Annotated in this window: 21 protein-coding genes; 7 read left to right on the top strand and 14 right to left on the bottom strand. The window is 51.4% G+C overall.

What is annotated here, in order from left to right:
- Positions 1 to 91 precede the first annotated feature (91 nt).
- Complete coding sequence (gene xylA / locus AB1757_03190; GenBank protein ID MEW6126044.1) at positions 92 to 1255, bottom strand: xylose isomerase; 1164 nt, start codon at positions 1253 to 1255, stop codon at positions 92 to 94.
- A gap of 305 nt (positions 1256 to 1560) precedes the next feature.
- Between xylA and AB1757_03195 the strand changes: the two genes are divergently transcribed.
- The 5 genes from AB1757_03195 to AB1757_03215 all read left to right on the top strand — a co-directional run bounded on the left by AB1757_03195 (position 1561) and on the right by AB1757_03215 (position 7213).
- A complete protein-coding gene (locus tag AB1757_03195) occupies positions 1561 to 2844 on the top strand; it encodes an ROK family transcriptional regulator (protein MEW6126045.1) in 1284 nt (427 codons plus the stop codon).
- A 19-nt stretch (positions 2845 to 2863) separates the two neighbouring features.
- Complete coding sequence (locus AB1757_03200) at positions 2864 to 3937, top strand: glycoside hydrolase family 16 protein (protein MEW6126046.1); 1074 nt, start codon at positions 2864 to 2866, stop codon at positions 3935 to 3937.
- Between the two features lie 67 nt (positions 3938 to 4004).
- Positions 4005 to 4970: a tetratricopeptide repeat protein gene (locus AB1757_03205; protein MEW6126047.1), complete on the top strand. Its 966-nt coding sequence runs from the start codon at positions 4005 to 4007 to the stop codon at positions 4968 to 4970.
- 357 nt (positions 4971 to 5327) lie between these two features.
- Positions 5328 to 6464 (top strand): citrate synthase, encoded by a 1137-nt coding sequence (locus AB1757_03210; protein MEW6126048.1) that lies wholly within the window; start codon positions 5328 to 5330, stop codon positions 6462 to 6464.
- 230 nt (positions 6465 to 6694) lie between these two features.
- Positions 6695 to 7213, top strand: coding sequence for a peroxiredoxin family protein (locus AB1757_03215; protein ID MEW6126049.1), 519 nt, complete (start codon positions 6695 to 6697; stop codon positions 7211 to 7213).
- Between the two features lie 27 nt (positions 7214 to 7240).
- Here the strand turns inward: AB1757_03215 and AB1757_03220 are convergent, their stop codons facing one another.
- The 3 genes from AB1757_03220 to AB1757_03230 form a co-directional block, all read right to left on the bottom strand.
- Complete coding sequence (locus tag AB1757_03220) at positions 7241 to 8329, bottom strand: phosphotransferase (protein ID MEW6126050.1); 1089 nt, start codon at positions 8327 to 8329, stop codon at positions 7241 to 7243.
- Positions 8330 to 8349: 20 nt separating this feature from the next.
- Positions 8350 to 9369 (bottom strand): NDP-sugar synthase, encoded by a 1020-nt coding sequence (locus AB1757_03225; protein ID MEW6126051.1) that lies wholly within the window; start codon positions 9367 to 9369, stop codon positions 8350 to 8352.
- 64 nt (positions 9370 to 9433) lie between these two features.
- Entirely contained in the window at positions 9434 to 10006 is a 573-nt protein-coding gene (locus AB1757_03230; protein ID MEW6126052.1) for a class IV adenylate cyclase, read from the bottom strand.
- Between the two features lie 213 nt (positions 10007 to 10219).
- Between AB1757_03230 and AB1757_03235 the strand changes: the two genes are divergently transcribed.
- On the top strand, positions 10220 to 13840 hold the full coding sequence (locus AB1757_03235; GenBank protein ID MEW6126053.1) for an FAD-dependent oxidoreductase: 3621 nt from the start codon (positions 10220 to 10222) through the stop codon (positions 13838 to 13840).
- Positions 13841 to 14277: 437 nt separating this feature from the next.
- Positions 14278 to 15345 carry a tocopherol cyclase family protein gene (locus tag AB1757_03240; GenBank protein MEW6126054.1) on the top strand — a complete coding sequence of 356 codons (1068 nt, stop codon included), beginning with the start codon at positions 14278 to 14280 and terminating at the stop codon, positions 15343 to 15345.
- Positions 15346 to 15432: 87 nt separating this feature from the next.
- On the opposite strand, the gene hypE is transcribed toward AB1757_03240, so the two are convergent.
- From hypE to AB1757_03290, 10 genes are all read right to left on the bottom strand, one after another.
- Positions 15433 to 16569, bottom strand: a complete 1137-nt coding sequence (gene hypE / locus AB1757_03245; GenBank protein MEW6126055.1) for a hydrogenase expression/formation protein HypE — start codon at positions 16567 to 16569, stop codon at positions 15433 to 15435.
- A gap of 1 nt (position 16570) precedes the next feature.
- A complete protein-coding gene (hypD, locus tag AB1757_03250) occupies positions 16571 to 17707 on the bottom strand; it encodes a hydrogenase formation protein HypD (protein MEW6126056.1) in 1137 nt (378 codons plus the stop codon).
- A gap of 12 nt (positions 17708 to 17719) precedes the next feature.
- A complete protein-coding gene (locus AB1757_03255; GenBank protein MEW6126057.1) occupies positions 17720 to 18409 on the bottom strand; it encodes an SIS domain-containing protein in 690 nt (229 codons plus the stop codon).
- A gap of 110 nt (positions 18410 to 18519) precedes the next feature.
- On the bottom strand, positions 18520 to 18780 hold the full coding sequence (locus AB1757_03260) for a HypC/HybG/HupF family hydrogenase formation chaperone (protein ID MEW6126058.1): 261 nt from the start codon (positions 18778 to 18780) through the stop codon (positions 18520 to 18522).
- Between the two features lie 45 nt (positions 18781 to 18825).
- Positions 18826 to 19485: a hydrogenase nickel incorporation protein HypB gene (hypB, locus tag AB1757_03265; GenBank protein MEW6126059.1), complete on the bottom strand. Its 660-nt coding sequence runs from the start codon at positions 19483 to 19485 to the stop codon at positions 18826 to 18828.
- The gene (gene hypA / locus AB1757_03270) at positions 19486 to 19830 is read right to left on the bottom strand and encodes a hydrogenase maturation nickel metallochaperone HypA (protein ID MEW6126060.1); all 345 of its coding nucleotides are present in this window, start codon (positions 19828 to 19830) and stop codon (positions 19486 to 19488) included.
- A gap of 202 nt (positions 19831 to 20032) precedes the next feature.
- On the bottom strand, positions 20033 to 20611 hold the full coding sequence (locus tag AB1757_03275) for a YceI family protein (protein ID MEW6126061.1): 579 nt from the start codon (positions 20609 to 20611) through the stop codon (positions 20033 to 20035).
- A gap of 27 nt (positions 20612 to 20638) precedes the next feature.
- Positions 20639 to 20866, bottom strand: coding sequence for a hypothetical protein (locus AB1757_03280; protein MEW6126062.1), 228 nt, complete (start codon positions 20864 to 20866; stop codon positions 20639 to 20641).
- Between the two features lie 172 nt (positions 20867 to 21038).
- Positions 21039 to 21629 carry a hydrogenase maturation protease gene (locus AB1757_03285; GenBank protein ID MEW6126063.1) on the bottom strand — a complete coding sequence of 197 codons (591 nt, stop codon included), beginning with the start codon at positions 21627 to 21629 and terminating at the stop codon, positions 21039 to 21041.
- The gene (locus tag AB1757_03290; protein ID MEW6126064.1) at positions 21626 to 21925 is read right to left on the bottom strand and encodes a hypothetical protein; all 300 of its coding nucleotides are present in this window, start codon (positions 21923 to 21925) and stop codon (positions 21626 to 21628) included. The genes AB1757_03285 and AB1757_03290 overlap by 4 nt, the downstream gene beginning before the upstream one ends.
- Positions 21926 to 21931: the final 6 nt, after the last annotated feature.

Consider the following 21931-nt stretch of genomic DNA (forward strand, 5'->3'; position numbering starts at 1 on the left):
GGGTTTGCCGGAACCTGAACCGGTGTTACAAAAGGGAAGCGACACGAAATCAGCTACTGTAGCTGGTTTCGTGTCGCAAGGAATTTCTGATTTAACGCACGCCGAGCAGAATGTCTATCGTCAGTTGGTCGAGCCGCTCGTACTGCAAGCCTTTCGCGGAAAGCGCAGTTCTGTCGAAAGTTTGTGCCAGAAGCCTGGCGCTGCCATCTTTGGAAAACTTGCCGAACGCCGGTTGCGCATTCGGTTCATTGATTTCCGCAAGCAAGGCTTTGATTTCCGGGTCGGCATTCCAACGCGCCGCTTTGTCTTTCAAAATCAAATAGGTTCGCATACAGCCGCGCGCGAAATCCTTGACGCCCTGGTAATCTTCCGTGCGATAGGCGTGGGCGTCGAAATGGCGCGAGCCTTCATAGCCCACATCTTCTAAAAATTTCACCAGCCAGAAAGCCGCTTTGGGATTTGCCGAACCGAAGCGCAAATCCTGGTCGTAGCGTCCGGGTATCTGGTCATTGAGGTCTATATGAAAAAGTTTACCGGCTTCCCAGGCTTGCGCCACGGCGTGCGTCATATTGAGTCCTGCCATGTGTTCGTGCGCGACTTCCGGGTTGACGCCAACCAGTTCGGGATGGGCAAGCGTCGGAATCAAGGCAAGGTAAGCGCCGGTCGAGGCGAAATAGATGTCGGCGCGCGGTTCATTGGGTTTGGCTTCGAGTGCCAGGCGATAATCATAACCTTTATCAATCGAGTATTCGCAAAGGTAATTGAGCGCCTCGCGAAACCGTTTGATGGCATCATCGGCGCGACGGCAGCCATCGGTTTCAACGCCCTCGCGCCCGCCCCATAAAACAAATATTTTGGCGCCGAATTCGGCTCCGAGGTCCATCGCCCGCAGGGTTTTTTGCAACGCATAAGCGCGAACCTGCGGGTCGTTGGCGGTAAACGCGCCATCGCGAAAGACGGGTTCGTAAAACAGATTGACGGTTGCCATCGGCACTTTGAGTCCGGTGCTCTCTAAAGCGGCGCGAAAATCGCGAACAATCTGGTCGCGTTCGGCAGGCGTGGCGTCGATGGGCACTAAATCATTATCGTGAAAATTGACTCCCATGGCGCCGATTTCGGCAAGCAGGTGAACGATGTCAACCGGCGGCAGTGACGGGCGAACCGCTTCGCCGAAGGGGTCGCGTCCGCGATTGCCAACTGTCCAAAGTCCGAAGGTGAAGTGATGTTCAGGACGAGGCGTGAACTGATCTGTCATAGACTCTCCTTACTCTCTCGCGAAACCGTCAATGCCAGCATTTTATTGATTGTTCTTTGGCACTTGAGAATATCTTGCAGATTATTTTAATTAGTTGGTTTTGTCAACTAACTAATTTATAATCCCTGAGAATTTGGCGAACGATGAAAACAAGCTTCATAATACAACAAGTTTATGGTAGACGTTCAGGCTACAAAAAACTTAATGCCCTCAACAACCGTAACTAAAAACTGTAAATCAGTAAACCGGTCTTAGACTCATTGAGCCGTACGGGAAATCAAAGCGCGGGCAAGGGAACAAACGACATGAAATCTTACCTAAAAGCTGCGAGAGAAATCACTCGCGGGGTGTTCGCTGATAATTTTCAAACTGGTAATCAAGGGTTGCTACGACAAAAAAATCTTTCAGGGATTATGCATCATCTGCATGACAAAGCGCCGATTTCGCGCGCCGACCTTGCCAAAATGACCGGACTGAATAAAACCACGGTGTCGAGTTTGATAACCGAATTGATGGATAACCATTTCGTTCAGGAAATCGGCATCAGTTCTCCCAAAGGCATCGGGCGACGCTCGGTGATGCTCGACATCAATCCGGCTCGCGGTGCGATTGTGAGCGCCGAACTTGGCGGCGATTTTCTCTCGGCAGTCACGACAGATTTTGCTACCGAAATCATCTGGAAAAAACGCGAAAGCATCAGCCCGACGCTCAGCCAAACCGCCATTCTTGAACGCCTGCTCAAACTCTTAAAAGAAGCCATCGCCATTGGCAATAAAAAAGGTTACCCGCTGCTTGGTCTGGCGCTCGGGGTTCCCGGATTGGTTGATGGGCAAAGCGGCAATTTACTCTTTGCGCCCAATCTCGGCTGGAAGGATGTGCCGCTCAGGGATTGGCTGCGCAAATCATTCGACACCCGGATTATTGTGGAAAATGAAGCGACGCTGGCGGCGCTCGGTGAACAATATTTCGGCGCGGCAGAAGGCTACAGCGAAGTGCTGTACGTCAGCGCCGGCGTGGGACTTGGCGGCGGCATGGTTATCGAAGGTCATTTGTATAACGGCGCATCGGGGTTTGCAGGCGAATTCGGTCATATGACCATGAACCCGGAAGGCGAATCCTGTATGTGTGGCAATCGCGGTTGCTGGGAAACTCAGGTGTCGCAATTTGCGCTCTTTCGTTATATCAAAGAAGCGATTAAAGCCGGTTCGACGAGTTCGCTGCCGGCGCAAACCAAAGGCAAACTCGACCATTTAACTGTCGAGATGGTGGTTGACGCAGCGCGCAGAGGCGACCGGGCGGCGCTTGTGGCGCTCGATAAAGTCGGCAAATATCTCGGCACCGGCATCGCTTCGCTAATCAATGTGCTCAATCCCAGCCTGGTGGTTTTTGGCGGCATTCTCAGTCTCGCGGGTGAATTTTTGCTGCCGCGCATCAATGAGGAATTGCACAAACGCGCTTTACATTGGACGGAAGAGAAAGTCAAACTGGTGGTCGCCAAATACGGTTTCGATGCCACCGTGATGGGCGGCGTGGCGCGCGTCTATCGCGCCGTGTTAGCCAATCCCCCAATATTGGAAAGAGCTTTGTAAGCGAAAGCGAATCACTCTCATGGGTAAAAGTTTTTTGGGAATTCTCGGCGGTTTATTATTGATTTGTGCATTGGCGAGTTCCAGCACCGCGCAAAACTGGACGCTCACCTGGGCGGATGAATTTGACGGCGAAACGGGCACCGCGCCCAATTCGGCGAAGTGGGGCTATGACATAGGCGGCAACGGGTGGGGCAACAATGAATTGCAGTATTACACCAACCGTCTGGCAAATGCCTATCTTGATGGGCAAGGCAATCTGGTTATCAAAACCCTCAAAGAACGCTACACCGGCGCGGACGGCGTGACGCGCGAATACACCTCGGCGCGATTGCTGACGAAAGGCAAATTCGAGCAACGCTACGGCAAATTTGAAGCGCGCATTAAAGTGCCTTATGGACAAGGCATCTGGCCGGCATTCTGGATGCTTGGCAATGACCTTGATGCGAACGGTTGGCCGCGTTGCGGTGAAATTGACATTATGGAAAACATCGGCAAGGAGCCATCCATCAATCACGGCTCTTTGCACGGCCCGGGTTATTCGGGCGCCAATCCCCTGACAGGCATTTACACCCTTGCAGGCGGGCAAAAATTTTCCGATGACTTTCACACTTTCGCGGTCGAATGGTTTCCCACGACGATTCGTTTTTACGTAGATGGCAATCTCTATCATACGAAAACCGCCAATGATGTTGCGGCAGGCAATCGCTGGGTATTTGACCATCCGTTCTTCATGATTTTGAACATCGCCATCGGCGGCAATTTTCCCGGCAACCCCGACGACACCACGGTTTTTCCGCAATCAATGACGGTCGATTATGTGCGCGTTTATGCGGACAGCGACAGCACGCGCCCGAAAATCATCAATGTGACGGTTAAAAAAAAAGACCTGCGCGTAAGCGGTGAAAATTTCGACAGCGGCGCAAAGATTTTCATGAATGATGAACAACAGAAGACCTTGTATGACGAACAAAACGCCAACCTGTTAATCGGCAAGAAACTGGCAAAGAAAATCTCTCCGGGGCAAACCGTGATATTGCAAGTGCGGAACGCGGACGGTACACTTTCAGAAGCCTTTAACTACACGCGCCCTTGAAAAAGGAGTCGATATGAAAGCCCAACTCAGCTTTCACGTTTTCATTTTCGCTATTTGCATAATCGCTATGGCGACACCTGTTCAGGCGCAGCGAATCCCCGGTCAAAACGGCGTGCCTTATTCTGATACCGGGTCAGCAACGATTTCGGGTCGCCTGGTGCTGGCGACCGGCGTAACCATGAGCGCCAGCGTCAAAATCATTCTCAGTAAACCTGAAGCCCCGCTGGTGACGCTTTACACCAATAAAACCGGCGAATTTAATTTCACTAATCTGCTCGAAGGCAATTATGTAGTGCAGGCCATCGGTGATGAAAAAATTTATGAACCGGTCACTCGACGAATCCATTTAAACCCTGGCGAACAGGCTTTTGTCATTATCACGTTGGCGGAAAAAAATGCGCCTACCGTAAAAGAGAAACGCGGGGAAGTCGTATCGGCAAAAGTTGCTGACAGCGCGATTCCACTGGCTGCCAGAAAAGCTTATGATCTGGGAATCAAGAGCGTAAAGAAAAATGCCGCGCCGGAGGCGATTGCCTATTTCAAAGAAGCGATTGCGCTTTATGAGAATTATCTGGCGGCGCGTAATGACCTCGGTGTGCAATACCTCAAGCTCAAACGTTTCGACGAAGCCGCCGAACAGTTCGATGCCATACTGGAACAAGACCCGAAATTCTTTAGCGCCCGTTTAAATTTAGGCATTGTGCGGGTCGAACAGAAACGCTATGCGGAAGCGATTGACCATCTGAGTCAGGCGATTGCTGCCAATAGCGCGAATGCAGCGGCGCATCTTTTTTTAGGCATTGCCGCGCTCGATATAGATGATTTGCCGGTGGCGGAAAAAGAGTTGGTGCGGGCATTGCTTTTAGGCGGCAATGAGTTTGCCATTGCCCATTATTATTTCGCGCATATCTATTTAAAAACCGGCAGACGCGAAGAAGCGGCGCGGGAGTTGAAATTGTATCTTGCCGTCACGCCTGTGGGTGAAACCGCGACGCATGCGAAAGAGATGCTCGATAAATTGAATGCCAACTGAACTCCGTCCGTTTTTTATTCCTGAACTCATCAAGATAAATAGGGGATTCGGTTCTCTTTCAGCAAGTCAGTGGCTCACGACCGGAAGATGAAATTTTATCCCCGGATTGAGCAAAAAAAAACGGGTCGGGCAAATGCGCTTCGCCAGCTTTTCGGCTCCGTCGGTCTCATCCAAATGGACAATTTTTTCGGGCAAGCGCGCTTGCAACCAACGAAACCGTTAGCATTCGGTCAACGAGTAACGATTTTTTCAAGCTTGTTTTTACTCTTCGTTGACACGCTTCTAAGCGTTGCCTATTCTTGAATATCTGAAAAATATTCAGGATTCAATGAACACCTCAGTGAAAGGAAAATCTAAATGTCGAGTGAAGCCAATGCCGCGAAGGCTGGTCTCGAAGGCATTGTCGCCGCTTCATCAGTTATCAGCACGGTTGATGGATTAATCGGAAAACTGATTTACAGCGGTTACAACATTCACGACCTCGCACAACGCTCAACCTTTGAAGAAGTCATCTATCTGCTCTGGAACACCAAACTCCCTACCGCACCCGAACTCGAAGAACTCACATCACAACTCAAAAAAGAAGCGGCGCTTCCCCGTGAGATTGTTGATTTGATTCGTTCACTTCCCGCAGGCATCAACCCGATGGATATGTTGCGCACGGTGGTCTCTGCCTTGGCGCTTTACGATTCTGACGGGCAGGATATGTCGCGCGAAGCCAATCTGCGCAAAGCCATTCGCCTGACCGCGAAATTTCCGACCATCGTCACCACCTTTCAACGTTTGCGTAACGGCTTGGAACCGGTTGCGCCACGCGAAGATTTATCGGTGGCGGGCAATTTCCTCTACACCTTGAACGGCACTCAGCCTGATGACGTGGCAACGCGCACCATGGATGTCGCGTTCATCCTGCACGCCGACCACGAATTGAATGCCTCGACCTTTGCAGCGCGCGTCACGGCGGCGACGCTTTCGGATATGTATTCGGCAGTGGTTTCGGCAATCGGCACCCTCAAAGGTCCTTTGCATGGCGGCGCAAACGAAGGGGTGATTAAAAACCTTCTGGAAATCGGCACGGTCGATAACGTCGAAGCCTGGACATTGAATGCTTTCGCCCAAAAGAAAAAAATCATGGGCTTCGGGCATCGCGTCTATAAAACCACAGACCCGCGCGCCACACATTTGAAGAAGATGTCGGGCGAACTCGCGCAACAGACCGGCGAATCGCGTTGGTATGAAATGTCGCGCAAGATGGAAGAAGTGGTGATGCGCGAAAAAGGGCTTTATGCCAATGTCGATTTTTATTCGGCGTCGACCTATTATTCGCTTGGCATTCCGACCGATTTGTTCACCCCGATTTTTGCTTGCAGTCGGATTTCGGGCTGGACGGCGCACATCCTTGAACAATACGCGAGTAATCGTTTGATTCGTCCGCGCGCCGAATACGTCGGGGCAATGGATTTGACCTATACGCCGATTGACGAGCGCGGTTAATCGAATTAAAACGCTTTTGGAAGATTCAACAGTCACGTCGTAAAACCGGCGTGGCTGTTTTTATTTTTACGGGTTGGAATAAAATCGCCCGTCGCAGGCATTTAATCAACGGGGATTCCCTTCGGCAAAATTCAATGCAGGAAGCCAAAGCCAACACCACTGAATTTTGTCGCTTAAAAGGTTGAAGCCCACACCCCAACAATATCTGAAATTCATTTTGGAGAAAGGTCATGTTGAAAATAATCAAAACAGGCACGCTCACGCTGTTGCTGGCGCTCATTGCATTCGCAGAAACGCCAAAGGTAGGTGATCGCGCGCCTGAATTTAATTTACCTGCGCACACCGGCAAACCGGTGGCGCTTAAAGATTACGCGGGAAAATCCAATCTCGTGCTGGTTTTTTATAGAGGTTACTGGTGACCTTATTGTCGAAAACAACTAGCCAGTTTGGCTACCAATTATGAGAAATTCAAAAGCGCAGGCGCAGACGTGCTTGCCATCAGCGTTGACTCACCCGATAAAAGCCAGAAGATGGCAGAACAGCTTAAAATCCCTTACCCGATTCTTTCAGACGAAGGGCACAAAATCATCGACACTTATTCGATTCTCGACCCCGGCGGAAAAATTTCCACCGCCGCCGTATTCATATTAGACAAGCGTGGCATCGTGCGCTGGTCATATGTGGCGAGTGATTACAAAGTGCGACCGCTAGATGACACCTTGCTTGAGGAATTGAAAAAAATTAAATAGCCGGTGTCGAAACACCAAAGCCGTATTTCACAAAGCCTTTTCAAGCAGCGCGCTTAACGGTTCAAAGCGTTGTAAGGTATGCATTGAATCAAGTGCGGCACGGGCGGCGGGCGCAATGTATGAAACATAGATTTCATTTTTCATCACCGCCGCCTGATAGGCATAAGTGCCGATGGCTTTGACCATGCGTTGCACGGTCATCAGGTGCAACTCTTCGCGAAACGCCTCAAGGCTTGCGAGCGGCTGGCTCGAGCTTGATTTCAAATCAATAAAATAGTCGAGCATGTCGTTCTTTATCGCTTCATCAATTGCCGCGTAAGGGTCGCTCAGAAATGATGCGACATCGTAACTCGCAGGACCCATGCGCGCATCCTGATGGTCAATGATAAACATCTCGCCGTCCTTCATCATCAGGTTGCGCGTATGATAATCGCGATGAGTGAGCACCCGTGGACGCGCCGCAAGGTCTGCGCAGAGGGTTTTAAAATCCTGTTGAATCGCCATTGATGTTGCGGCATCGAGTTTCAGGTTCAAATACTTGTTGACGAAATTAACAAAGAAAAATCCCAATTCCCATTTCAACTTCGCTTCATCGAAGGCAAGCTCAGAGCAAATGACACCCGATTGTTTGGTGAGTTCCGTGGCTTCCTGAATTTTGACGATGAGTTGCATGGCGCGCTGGTAGGCTTCACGCACTCCACTGATTGAACGATTCTGCATCCAATCCTGCAACCGGGCATCGCCGACATCTTCAATAAAAATCACGCGATTTTCGCCCGATACGCCGATGATTTTCGGCACCGGCAATTGGGCTTCGAGGAAAAGCGCCGTGGCTTCGAGGTAAGCGATGGGGTCGCTGGCAAACGCCAGTCGCGCCGAAGGGTTATCCATCTCCAGCAGGGTGAGCCGTTCTGCGCCGCTCAATCGTTCATCGAATGGCGAACCGTAAAGCGCGATAATGAGGCTTTGTTCGTTTGCGCGGGCGCGGAAATAGGCGCGGGTCGAAGCGTCGCCCGTGACGCGCTCGACGCTTACACGCTCAGGCGTTGCTTGTAGCGACCGGGCAATTAACCCGATGACTGTTTCAGAAAGGGGGATTGAGGGTTCTGCTGTCATAATGAAAATTCAACTTACGCTTATTTCAGATGAACAATGATATTTTCGCCCGCCTCTTCGATGTTGGCAATTTCAAGGCGCTGGCGTTCTTCAACACCGCGATTGATGATTTCGCGACGCACCACCACGGCGCGTTCGATGTGCGCGCCAGCAGGAATTCGCACACCTTCGGCTAACACCGCCTGCTGCACACGCGCACCGGCTTCGACTGTAACGTTATCCCATAAAATCGAATCGCTGACTCTGGCGCTGTCGGCAATTTGGCAATTCGCGCCCTGCACCATGTGTTTTCCATCTTTATGCAGCAGCGCGAGGCTCAGTTCCAGATAGCGCGTCAGGGTGCTGAATTCATACCAGTGACCTGTGGCGATGTGACCGATGACGGCTTCGGCGGCGCGCATTGCCGCCGGATAAACATCCATCACCGTATCGGAAAAGCCGTGGCGCGGAATGTAATTGAAAATTCGCGGCGAAAGAATGTGAATACTGACGAACATCAACGGCGCGGGTTCAACCGGTGAAGTCGCACCGCTTTGCGAATCGGCGGCGGTGGCAACCGCTTGCGGAAATCCCGCAAACCGCGAAATATAATTGCGCTCATCAACTTCGATGATGCTGAAGCGTTCGCGCGCCACATTTTCTTTCAATACCAGTGTGGCAATCGCTTGGCGTTCGCGATGGGCGCGGATTGCCGATTGCAAATCAACGTCGGTGACAATTTTTCCGTTGATGACGACGAAATCATCGTCCAGGAATTTTTCGCGAACTTTATCAATGCCGCCTGCGGTGCCGAGTATCTCGGCTTCTTCGGAGTAATCAAGGTTGACGCCAAACCGGGAACCATCACCGAGAGCCTTTTTAATCGACTCACCCTGATAATGTAAATTGACGGTGATGTCGGTGATGCCTGCGTGTTTGAGCAGTTCGACCGAATGGGCGATTAACGGGCGACCGAGAAAGGGAATAGCAGGCTTGGCGCGGTCTTGTGTCAAGGGCCACAAGCGATTGCCAAATCCTGCTGCGAGTATCATTGCTTTCATAATTCGAGGATTCAGGATTCAGGATTCAGGATTTCAAAAAGTATCTCTCTGAATCCTGAATCCTTCAAAAAACTAAATCTTTAACTGGTATGCCTATCTCGCGACAACGTTTGACCTGAAGTTCAGGGTAGCTTTCGCGGATGATGTCTTCGGCGCGAAAACCTGCCGCCTGCATCACAGCTAATACTTCGGTTTCATCGCCTTCGATTTCGATGAAATTGCCCATCGGCGTTTCGTCAAAAGTAACGCTGACGAATTTATCGGCGAGTTTGACGCGATAATCGGTGCGATATTTTTGATAACGAAATGAGCGATGCAAACCCAGACGTTCAAATAAGGTTGCCAGGTGTTCAGGCTGGGCAACTTCGGTTTCAATCTCTTCGCGAACTTTGAGCGGCGAGGTGGCGCTGTTCATCACGATGCCTTTATAAGTGACCAGCCCTTGATTTTCCACTTTGCGCACGCGCAATGCCGCGCCGGTTTTGAATAATCGCTGGTCGGCAAAATCGAAAAGCCAGTTGTCTTCAAAATAGCGCGGTTTTACGATGCTCAGGTCAAGTCCGGCGTTGCGAAGCGCGTCAACCGAATCACATGCCAGTTTGACTTCAATTTCCAGATGGGTATTTGATTTCGCCACGCAAAACCTCGGGTAAAAATTTAATCGCTAATTATCTAGGCTGGCTTAACCGCGCGTCAATGCTCAGTTCAATTAAGATAATTTGAACAGGTCAAGGCGACGACGGGAAAACGCCGGGCGCGAGAGCGTTATACTTTTGCGAACAAAAACCGCGTGGTAAAGTGAAATCGAGCAATAGGCTTTAAATTCATATCATTCATACTGGGGACGCCAATGGCATTAAAACATTTATCCGAAAATACCCGTGGTGAAGCGCGGGCGTGGAACTTACAACTGGGGATACCCGGTTTCAAATATGCTGACCTTAACCGCGTGCGGCGGCTCGAAGCGCTCGACCGCACGTTTTTTCATTACCTGGAGCAAGGCGACAGTGGACTAGCCGCCGAATTTAAACAGTATCGCGACACCGGCGGAAAAAATTGTACGCGGCTTCAGGAATCGGAACTCTTGATGCGTATCGCGCCCTATCTGGGCAGCTTTATTGCGCAGTTGTTCAAAATCGAAAATGATTACCAGGGGCTTTGTGAACGGGTGCGCAACGAACAGGTATTATTTCGCTGGAAACGCGATTATCTGGAAAGACGGATTTTTAAAAATCCGCCAACCCTCGAAGCCATCGCCGAAATTGACCCGGTCGAAGTGGAATTCACCTTTAGAAAAATTGTTGATGAGATGATGCTCGATGTGTCATTGACCGCCGATTCCGAACGCGAACTGGCAGTCGTCTGCATGACCTTGCAGGACATCATCAAAACCAGCGAAAACCCGGAAGAAAAAGCTGCGGCGCAAGAGCGTTTTACGCATGTCGAAACGTGGATTCAGGCGCTCGCCTTTCATCCAAGCCTCGCCGAACGCCGCGCCCAAATCGTCAGTTTTCAGGTTCCGCACAAAACCGAATACACGGAACTGGTGCCGCGCATTCACCCGCGCCCTGACCTTCCCGAATTTTTCATGGGTCCGCACGATACGCGCCGCCATCGTGACGGATTCAATTTAACCGATGAACGGTTCACCCCGCGCGAAAACCTGCGCGAATCACACTACTGTTTGACCTGTCACGAACGCGGCAAAGATTCCTGTTCGACAGGGCTGCTTGCCAAAGACGGCGCGGTACAACGCAACCCTTTGGGCATCAAACTCGAAGGCTGTCCGCTCGATGAAAAAATATCGGAGATGATTGCCCTCTATAAAAACGGGCATCCGATTGGCGCGCTTGCGGTAATTATGATTGATAATCCGATGCTTGCCGGAACGGGTCATCGCATCTGCAATGACTGCATGAAATCGTGCATCTTTCAAAAGCAAGACCCGGTGAACATTCCGCAAATCGAAACCGGCATTCTCACAGAAGTATTGCATCTTTCGTATGGCTTCGAGATTATTTCGCTCCTGGCGCGCTGGAATCCGCTCAATGCGCGAAGACCTTACCCATTGCGTTACAACGGCAAAAATATTTTGGTCGTTGGCATGGGACCTGCCGGTTATACGCTGGCGCATCATCTGCTTAACGAAGGCTTCGGCGTCGTCGGTATCGAAGGCTTGAAGGTCGAACCGCTGGCATTGCAACTGCGAGGCGCAAAACGCCGCGTGCCGCAACCGATTCGCGATATTAAAGAAATTCTAGGCCCGCTATCGGAACGCCCAACCGTCGGCTTTGGCGGCGTTGCCGAATATGGCATCACGGTGCGCTGGGATAAAAATTTCCTCGATATTAATTACATTCTGTTGATGCGGCGCAAAAAATTCCGCTTGATGGATGGCGTGCGATTTGGCGGCACGATGACTATTGAAGATGCGTGGAATTCAGGGTTCGACCACATCGCGATTGCCGCGGGCGCGGGTCGCCCGACCTTGGTGCCAATGGAAAATAACCTGTCGCGTGGCGTGCGTATGGCTTCCGATTTTCTGATGGGACTGCAAGGGCAGGGCGCATTTCGTAAAAATTCGCTAACCAATCTCGAAGTTGAACTGCCAGCGGTAGTCATCGGCGGCGGACTTACAGCAATTGATACGGCGACCGAATTGCAGGCTTACTATGTCACACAAGTTGAAAAAGTTCTGGAACGCTTCGAGCGTTTGCGCCGTCGCATCGGTGAAGAAGCCATCTGGGCGAAACTCGATAAAGAAGAGACCGAACGTGTACACACTTTTCTCGCGCATGGGCGCATGGTGCAGACCGAACGCGCAGCGGCTGCGGCTGCCGGTCGCCCTGCGGATTTTGCGAGACTGGTGCGCTTGTGGGGCGGCGTGACCATTGTTTATCGCAAACGGTTGCAGGATTCGCCCGCCTATCGTTTGAATCACGAAGAGGTCATCAAGGCGCTCGAAGAAGGCATAGGCTTTACCGAATGCATGAGTCCTGCGGCATGTTTGCTCGATGATTACGGACACGCCAAAGCGTTGGTCTGCACACGCCAGACGCTGGTTGACGGCAAATGGGCTGACACCGGCGAGAAGGTCGAATTTCCGGCGCGGGCGATTATGATTGCCGCCGGAACCAATCCGAATACGGTTTATGAAAAAGAGCATCCCGGCACCTTTATCATTGATGAAAGGAGCAAATGTTTCGCGATGCATCGCGCTGTGGAAACCGTTGATGGCAAGTTTGAACTTGAGCGCGTCACCGGCAATGACATTGGCTTTCTCAGTTCGTATCAAAACAACGGTCGGTTCATTTCATTTTATGGCGACGCGCATCCGGTGTTTGCCGGTAACGTCGTGAAAGCGATGGCTTCGGCAAGACACGGTTATCAGGACGTGAAGAAATTGTTCGAGCGCGAAGTTGCCGAACAGACTCTGGAAGAGCAAGCCGAGCGTGAAAATGCCTGGGTGCGGTTTGCCGAAGTGTTGGAAGATGGCTTGCGCGCGCAGGTCGTGGATGCCATCCGCCTCGGCGAAAACATTGTCGAAGTGATTGCCCGCGCGCCGATGGCTGCGCGTAATTTTGAACCCGGTCAATTTTATCGTTTGCAAAATTACGAAAGCGCCGCCGAAGAGGTCGAAGGCATTCGCTTGACTATGGAAGCTCTGGCGCTCACCGGTGCGTGGACAGACCCCGAACGCGGCTTGATTTCATTAATCGTTTTGGAAATGGGCGGTTCGTCCAGGCTTTGCGCGATGCTTGAACCCGGCGAAGAAATTGTCTTGATGGGACCCACAGGCACGCCTACTGAAATACCGGAAAATCAAACGGTGTTGCTGGCAGGCGGCGGACTCGGCAACGCTGTGCTGTTTTCGATTGCCGCAGCGTTAAAAGCCCGTGGCAATCGCGTCATCTATTTCGCCGGTTACAAACGCGGCAAAGATATGTTCAAACGTCGCGCCATCGAAGAGGCTTGCGATATTGTCATCTGGAGCGTTGATGAAGGCGAAGCCATCCCTGCGCATCGTCCGCAGGATCGCAGCGTCGTCGGCAATATCGTGCAGGCGATGAATCGTTATGCGCGCGGGGAACTCGGCGAAGTGCCGATTCCGTTGCAGGCGGTTGAGCGATTGATTTGCATCGGTTCGGACAGAATGATGGCAGCAGTTCGTCAAGCGCGACACACGATTTTAGCCGATGTGTTAAATCCCACGCATGTGGGCATCGGTTCAATCAACTCGCCGATGCAATGCATGATGAAAGAGGTCTGCTCGCAATGTCTGCAACGCCACATTGACCCGGTGAGCGGTAAAGAATCGTTTGTGTTTAGCTGTTTGAATCAAGACCAGGACCTTGACCGCGTTGATTTCAGTTTCCTGCATCAACGCTTGAGACAAAACTCGACATCGGAGAAACTGACTTCGCTGTGGTTAGATCATCTCTTTGAACAACGCGAAGTGCAGGTGGTTTAAGTGAGATCGAGAACCAATGGTTGAGCAGTCAATGCGCTTACGGAAAAAGACCGGGCGAATTTTTAAAGTGAATTTCCCAGCGGATGCGGCGGATACTGCGGATTCAAGCGGATTTTGAAAACCGATAAAGCCGATTCAGGGTTGATAAAACCTGTATGAATCTATCCGTTTTGATCCGCTCGATCCGCAGTATCCGCCGGGAAGCCAACCTTGATCAGTCGTACAGTGATTTTCCGTCATTCCCATTAATCATAAAACCGGACTGAGACCAGCCGCCCAATCATTGAGGGGACTTCAATACATCCTTTTTCAAAAGCAAAAAGCGTTTGTCCAACCAGTCAAAGCGGTGTTAATGTCTGGTTGTCAAGTCACCCTTAATCGGTTCCGAGTTAGTATCAGAACCCTCGCAAAACGAAATTCAAACAGGACTTTTGCATATGGCGGTCAGTGTCAATCCGGCAAGGAGTGGTGCAGCAGAGGCTGCGGCGAATCGTTGTCGTTGGGACGGTAAAAGCGCCGGACATTACGAAGTCTGGTTTTTAACTTTCAATCAACGCTCGACCGGGCGCGGCTTCTGGTTTCGCTACACCATCGAAGTCCCGCACCTCGCGCAAGACCCCTTCGTGACCATTGGGCATAGCGGGCAACTGCCACACGCCGAACTCTGGGCGACGGTTTTTGACCGCCAGCATCCCGAAAAGAATTTCGGTATGGTGCAAACTCATGCGATTGATTTGTTCGACACCGAAAAAGAGCAATTCAAATTGCGCATCGAAGAAGCCACGCTCACCTCGTCAGGCGCGAGCGGTCGGGTTGAAAACGGCGAACACACGATAGCCTGGGATTTGCGATTCACTCCCAATGAAACGACCTACTATCATGTGCCGAAAAGCCTGACGACGATTGTGCGCCCGTCATCATTCGTCTGTTCCCCCAATCTCGATACCCGCTTTAGCGGCGTCATCTATGTTGATGGTGAAGCGATTTTAATTGATGATGAACCCGGTTGTCAGACCCATCTCTGGGGCAGCAAACACGTTGATGAATGGGTGTGGGTGCACGCCAACGCTTTTGAAAAAAACGAAGGCACAGTCTTTGAAGGTCTATCGGCGCGTCCGCGTCGCGCAGGACGGACGCTTGCGCCGCTGCTTTCGCTTTATCTGCGTCATCACGACGAAGAACATCATTTCACACGCATGCGGTTTACCGAACAATGGCAGCATGAACTGGGCATCGGCTATTGGCATTTTGCCGCGCTCAATCCCAGGGTTTATATCAAAGGCACGGCGCAATGTCGTTTGAAAGATATGTTGCAGGTGAAATATGTTGACCCGGATGGCGAGCCGCTCTATTGCATCAACAGCGAAGTGGCGCATTTGAAAATTAAAATCCTGCGCCGCGTGCATGGCATTCGCTGGCGTCATGTTGAAACCATTCATGCCCATGCGACTGCGCATCTCGAACACGCCGCGCGCAGCCTCGATGAAACCGTGCGAATGATTTAAGCCTGTATTTATCAACCCGCAAGATAACTTTTCATCAATCTCTTTTAATGGTTGACGCGGCATCAACTTTTATCTGCGACCACTCCGTCAACAAATGCGCGGCAGTTGTTCGCCGACCAGCATATCTACAATGCGTGTGCCGCCAAATCCGGTGACCATTGAAACGATGCCTTGCGGTTCGGCTTTGACTTCGCCGATGATGCAGGCATCGCGCCCATAAATATTTTTCCGCATTCGCGCCACCAACGCTTCGGCAATATCATCGGCAACCACCGCTATCAACTTGCCTTCGTTGGCAACATAGAGCGCATCCAGTCCTAAAATTTCACACGCTCCTTTTACTTCTTCACGCACCGGAATCCGGCTTTCATAAATTTCAATGTAGCGTTCGGAACCAAGAGCAATTTCATTCAATGTGGTTGCCACACCGCCGCGCGTCGGGTCGCGTAAAACATGAATTCCATCCAACCGCGAACCTTGCGCCGCTTCATCAAGCATATCGCTTACGAGTGAATTAAGCGGCGCGGAATCGCTTGCAATGTCGGTTTCAAGTTCGAGTTCGCCACGGGCAATCAGTATCGTGGTGCCGTGGTCGCCGATGCTGCCGCTGACGATTACTTTATCGCCGGTCGCGGCGCGTGAAACGGAAATATCGACCGGATGTTCAATCACTCCGATGCCCGAGGTGTTGATGAAGAGTTTGTCGGCGCTGCCTTTTTGCACAACTTTGGTATCGCCGGTGACGATGTCAACACCGGCTTCATGCGCCGCATCGCGCATCGAAGCGAGAACCTGTTTGAGGTCGTCAACTGCAAAGCCTTCTTCGATAATAAACCCTGCCGAAAGATAAACCGGACGCGCGCCGCTCATTGCCAGGTCGTTGACCGTGCCGTGAACTGCAAGTTTGCCGATGTCGCCGCCGCGAAAAAAGATCGGGTCAACCACATATGAATCGGTTGTAAATGCCAGCCGCGTCGCGCCCTGATTTCCGTTGCCGTTCAATTTTGACGAATGCTGAGGGATTTCAAAAACTGCCTGGTCTTCAAGCTTTTCAAGCAAGGGGTTTTTCAAATAATCGAGGAAAAGCCCTTCAATCAATTCATGCATGGCGCGTCCGCCGCTGCCGTGCGCCAGAGTAATATGGGTGTCTTTGATTTTTGGTTTTCTGCGCCGCGCCCGTTCGACGCGCTCAAAAAGTGGCGATGATATAAATTCTGTGGGCATTTCAAATCCTCGCAGCAACCGGTTGCGTGTTTGCACGCTCGGCGATTTTCGAGAGCCTGCCGAAATTGTAATAAGCCGCGCACGCGCCCTCACTTGATACCATGCAGGAACCAATCGGGGTTTCCGGCGTGCACGCGGTTCCAAATACTTTGCACTCCCAGGGTTTTTTGACGCCTTTTAAAATCTCGCCGCACTGACAGGCTTTCGGGTCGGCAACCCGCAAACCCGGTACGCTGAATTTCAATTCGGCATCAAACTTCGCGTATTGATGGCGCAATTTCATACCGCTATGGGCGATGGAACCGAGTCCCCGCCACTCGAAATAATCGCGGGCGTCGAAGACTTCAAACAAAGCTTCCAAAGCCCGCTGATTGCCGTTGCGTTCGACGACCCGCCCGTATTGATTTTCGATTTCGGCGCGTCCCTGAACGATTTGGGTGACAATCATATAAACCGATTGCAGAATATCGAGCGGTTCAAAACCCGTGACGACCAGCGGTTTGCCATAGTGTTGCGGCACGAAATCATAACAGCGCGTGCCGATAACCGTGCTCACATGCCCGGGACCGACAAACCCATCAAGTTGCAAATCCGGCGAATCGAGCATAGCTTTCAGCGCCGGAACAATCATGATGTGATTGCAGAAGATGCTGAAATTTTCGATGCCGTCTTTGGCGGCTTGCAAAACCGTCAATGCCGTTGACGGGGAAGTGGTTTCAAAACCGAGCGCGAAAAAGACCACCTGACGGTCAGGATTTTTGCGGGCGAGTTTCAAGGCATCAAGCGGCGAATAAACCATGCGCACATCTGCGCCAGCGGCTTTGGCGTTGAGCAAACTGGTTTTTGAACCCGGCACCCGCATGGCATCGCCAAAGGTGGTAAATATCACCTCCGCTTGCTGGGCGATGGCAATCGCATCATCGACGCGACCGGTCGGGATGACACAGACCGGGCAACCGGGACCGTGAATCATTTCAATGTTGGCAGGCAATAAATCTTCTATCCCATATTTGAAAATTGTGTGCGTGTGCCCGCCGCAGACTTCCATCAGTTTGAGCGGTTGGGTCGTCAAACGGGAAATTTTATTCGCCAACACGCGCGCCAATTCGCTTTGCCGATATTCATCTATGAATTTCATTATTTGCCTCCGTCAATCTGCAATCAGCGATTTGTGTTCGAGGAAGGTATGCACCATGTCCCACATCACATGGTAAAGCGCGACGTGGGTTTCCTGAATGCGATGAATGCTGGAAGTCGGAACCGTCAAGCAGTAATTGAGCAAACCTTCCTCGCGCAGCGCCGCCACCCGACCGCCATCGCCTCCGGCAAACGCCATAGTGATGAGTTTCAAACGGCGCGCCGTTAGAAAAGCGTGCAGCAGATTCTCGGAATTGCCACTGGTTGAAAGCCCCAGCAACACATCGCCCGGTTTGCCAAGTGCGATAAGTTGCCGGGCGAAAACATCCGCAAACCCCACATCATTCGCCACCGCCGTGACCATCGCCATATCGTTATTCAAACAGATTGCCGGCAGCGCTTTGCGCCCGACCGTGATGGGGTGCATAAACTCAACCGCGATATGCTCGGCGTCGGTTGCCGAACCGCCATTGCCGCACACCAGCAATTTGCGCCCGTGATAAAACGCTTTAGCCAGAGCCAGCGAAGCTGCCAGTATCGCATCCTGATTGTTCGCAAAAAATTGTTCTTTGACGGCGACGCTCTCACGCGCTTTTTCACTGAGAGAAAAGCGCAAGGCTGCCATCAACTCCTGCGGCTTTTTCTCTTCGTCATGCAGGAAGGGATAGAAGGCGCGTGAAAAATCTTCAAGGCTTTTGGTCATTTGTCTGTTGCTGATTTGCGGTTGCAATTCAAAAAAATTTTGGGACGGCGATTTGTCGCGAACTGTTGAAATGCGGTCGCCGTTAGAGGTTCAACGCAACCGCAAGTGCGCTACTCTAAAGTGGCGCTGAACTGCTCGAACTCATCTTGATAAGAGCCGAGTTCCTCCAGCAACCGCAACGTTTCCTGAGCTTCCTGCTCATCTACTTTGCTCATGGCAAAACCAACGTGAATCAACACGTAATCGCCGATGTGAACCTCATCGAGCAAACCGGTGTTGACATTGCGGCGCACGCCGCCGACTTCGACTTTGGCAATTTGATTTTCTTCGTCAACCAGTTCGATGATTTTTCCCGGTATCGCTAAACACATAAATTCAAACCCTCCGTGACGTCCGTCGCCGTTTGTCGATATTTTTTACCGCTGCACCTGAGCGTGAAGAAAATCGAGCCATTCCTGCATGCCCTGTCCGGTCTTTGCCGACAATTCAAATATCGGCATCTCAGGGTGAACCGATTGAATGCTTTGCTGCGCCGCCTGCACATCGAATTCGACTGCCGCAGCCAAATCTATTTTGGTGATGATGGCAACATCCGCAGTATTGAAAATGGTTGGATACTTGAGCGGTTTATCTTCGCCTTCGGTAACCGACATCAAGACCAATCGCAACGCTTCGCCGAGATCGTAACTCGACGGGCACACCAGATTGCCGACGTTTTCAATAAACAGACAATCCAATTCACTCAGATTCCAACCCTCAAGAGCGCGCGCCACCATCTCAGCTTCAAGATGGCAAACCGTGCCTGTGGTAATCTGTTTGACCGGCACTTCAGCGCGCGCAAGCCGCGCCGCGTCATTATCGGTTGCCAAATCGCCCACCAGCGCCGCAACCCGGCAAGTCGAACGCAATTGTTTGAGGGTTTGCTCTAAAAAAGCGGTTTTGCCCGCGCCCGGACTTGATACGAGGCTCACGGCAAACACCCCGGCTTTGTTGAGGCGTTCGCGCAACACGCGCGCCAAAACATCATTGTGTTTCAGGACGTTTTGTCTGACTTGAACTAAACGGGGAGTGCTCATTTATTGAACCTCCAAAGCGATGACTTCGAGTTCTTTGCCTTGCCGGATTTCGGGTGCGGGCGCGTGGCAAACCGGACAGAAAAATTTTTGAATCGAATCCAGGGGGCGTTCGCGTTGACACCGCGAACAATAAACCACCACGGGCGCGTCTTCGATGACCAGTCGTGAACCGGCAAGCGGCGTGTCTACGCAGGCGACCTCCCACGAAAATAACAACGCCTCTTTGACCACCCCTGAAAGTTGTCCCAGTTTTAAATGAAGCGCGGTGACTCGCGCCGCGCCCTGACGCGCCGCTTCCTGAGTCGCCATCTCAATCATGCTCATTGCAATAGATAATTCATGCATGGCGTTATCCGGTTGATGATTCACCTTTGTGCTGTTGCCAAATGTACTTCACTTCGTTTACCTCAATCTCGCCAATTCTATAATCAGTCGGTTCAGCGGGCTTTGATAAACCGAGAGCCAGAACCAGGCTTGCCAGGCGGCGATTGCCGGAGCTTGGCTGTTCAGGTTCTTCACTCAGCTTGCTCAACCTCAGCTTCGATGTCTAAGCGGTTTCTTTATGCCCGACGAGATCAAAAGTGAATTTCACTTCATCTTTAACTTTCAACGCGCCGGCTGCAACCGACACCAGTTTGATATTGAAATCGGTCTGCCTTAACGTAAAATCACCGACTGCTCGCAACCCATCGCCATTCAGGGTAATCTGCGCAATCACCCAGATGCCGCTGCGCGTCACGCCGTGCAAGGTCACGTCGCCGATAATTTTCGCTTTATAACGCCCCTCAATAATGCGCGTCAGCATAATTTCTTTGCTCTGAAAAATGATTTCAGGGAAGCGCCTGGCTTCAAGCACATCATGCATCATCGTGCGCTCGATCTCTTGCTTGTCCTTTTCTTTGACATCATCAAGCAAGTTCAGAGAATCGATATTTACCGTTAACTGTAGCGAGGCGTTGGTCAGATTATCCGGGGTGAATTGCGCTTCGCCCGTAAAATTACGGATGGCAATGGTCGGATTATGCCCGAACCCGGCGAGCAAGCCTGTGGCAAATGCCTGTACCGTGAATTTACTTTGAGCAGCATCCAACCTATAGCGAGTTACTGAGCCGTCACGTTCACTCATGCAATTGATTCAGCCTTTCTATACAAATTACATTTCTCGAAGTTTGAAGTATCTCTGAATATCGGGACCGATAGCCGACAAATCCACCGGAAATTTGTTCTGTAATCCGGGCAAAACGGCGGATAATCCCGCGCTCACCGTCTTACGCACAACCGGATGCGTAATCACCAGACCCGCACCGAAAACCATCAGGGCAAGACCACCCATCAAATAAAGCGTTTCTTTGCTTTCCGAATTGTTGCCGTTGTGTTCCATGTTGCGCTCCTTTGCAAAGTTCCCGCAGGGTATTGCGGGCATCTTGAATCAAATTAGGTTAGCGGTTGAATTGACCGCAGACATCAATGCTTCGATAGCTTCCAAACACCTTCAACGATTCACTTCATCAACTTTAGAAAGCCGTGCAAACCACCGTTCACATCGGCATGGTTTAACCAACTTCACCGCCTGATGATTTTGACCTGCCGCTTGCCGAATGCTGACTTCGTTCAGGTGATGAGCAACCATACAAATTCTCTTTGATAAGTTCTTCAAGAAGCTTGACGGCTTCACCAACTGCCGCCTGCACCGGCGCGCTCAATCCCATCGCGCCTTCTTCGCCGCCAAGCGATGCCGGTTCGCAACCGACCACCAGCAATTTGTTGAACTGCGCGCCCATTGAATGCGCCATACGCAACACCTTCAGGGGATTCATGCCGTGAGGTTCAACCATCAAGCCCTGCTCGGTTGATTCGTCGAATTCCTGTAAATCCGGTTCAATCACATAAAGCGTTCCCGGCGCATTGCCGCGCATGGTTGCATCAACGAAGATGGTCACGTCATAACCATCCATCAATGCATAAGCCAAATCGAAACCGCGAATCCCGTAATCAACCACGCGCACCGCATCAGGCATTTCGCGTTGCCTGAGCTGTTTGGCGACTTCCACACCGAAAGCGTCGTCGCCTTGAAAAATGTTGCCGATACAGGCAATCAGGATGCGCGGTTGTTCCATGCCTTCACCTTTAAAAATGCCCTTCAAACGAGTGGCTCAATCTCTTCCGGCGAAAAAAAGAAGCGGTGACCGGGTTGCCTGAGCATTCCCAAATCTTTGCCCGGATCGTCATCAACGACGACTGCCAGCAGAATATTATTTTCATAATCCTGCTCGATGCCTTCGATGGTCGCGAGCTTGCCCGCGAGCGCCAGATCAAAAATGTCGCCGCCTTTGCGCGGTCTGAGGCGCACCCGATTGCCCGCTTTGAGTTCGACGCCGCCAACTGTAATGCTATCGAGTGGCAGTTTGTCTTCAAGCAGATGCCAATCCAATTCGTTCATGGTGTT

This window comes from Acidobacteriota bacterium (assembly GCA_040754075.1).
Lineage (GTDB): Bacteria > Acidobacteriota > Blastocatellia > UBA7656 > UBA7656 > JBFMDH01.